The organism is Pseudomonas huaxiensis, assembly GCF_003231275.1.
GTDB lineage: Bacteria > Pseudomonadota > Gammaproteobacteria > Pseudomonadales > Pseudomonadaceae > Aquipseudomonas > Aquipseudomonas huaxiensis.
This window is the reverse complement of the sequence record NZ_QKVL01000167.1, coordinates 1-532: the sequence shown is the minus strand read 5'-3', so window position 1 is coordinate 532 and position 532 is coordinate 1. Positions and strand designations below refer to the sequence as shown.

The following is a 532-nucleotide window of genomic DNA, read 5'->3' as shown; positions in this document are numbered from 1 at the left end:
CGGCTCGGTCGATTTCATCGCTCCGAACAACGTGTTGAATACCAACACGCCACTGACCAACAGCATCACCGGTGTGACAGGCGGCAACTACGAGCATCTGGAAACTGCAGGTACTCCAACCACCGTCGTCACCGATGACCCAGCGCACCTCGACACCACCGGCCTGACCCTCAGCGCCACCGGTTCCGTTCAGGAAGGCGGCAACATCGTTTACACCGCCAAGCTGACTAACCCAGCTGGCACTGAGATGAAGATCACCCTGAGCAATGGTGAAACCATCACCATCGCCAAGGACGCCACCGAAGGTTCCGTCACGTTCGCCGCGCCGAAAGACACTGTTTATGTGGATGCGGGCAGCGTTAGCGTGACCATCACTGGCACCACTGGTGGTGATTTCGAACACCTGGAAGTCAGCCCGACTGCGGCCGTGACTGCTATCACCGACAGCATCGACACTTCGACTGTCACGTTGACTGCGACTGCCAGTGCCGTTGAAGGCGGCGTAGTGACCTACACCGCTTCGGTCACTGCC

Annotated in this window: 1 protein-coding gene; it reads left to right on the top strand. The window is 58.8% G+C overall.

Going from position 1 to position 532, the window contains the following annotated elements; translation table 11 throughout:
* On the top strand, positions 1 to 532 hold a 532-nt coding region (locus DM374_RS32740), incomplete at both ends, for an immunoglobulin-like domain-containing protein (RefSeq protein ID WP_177431655.1).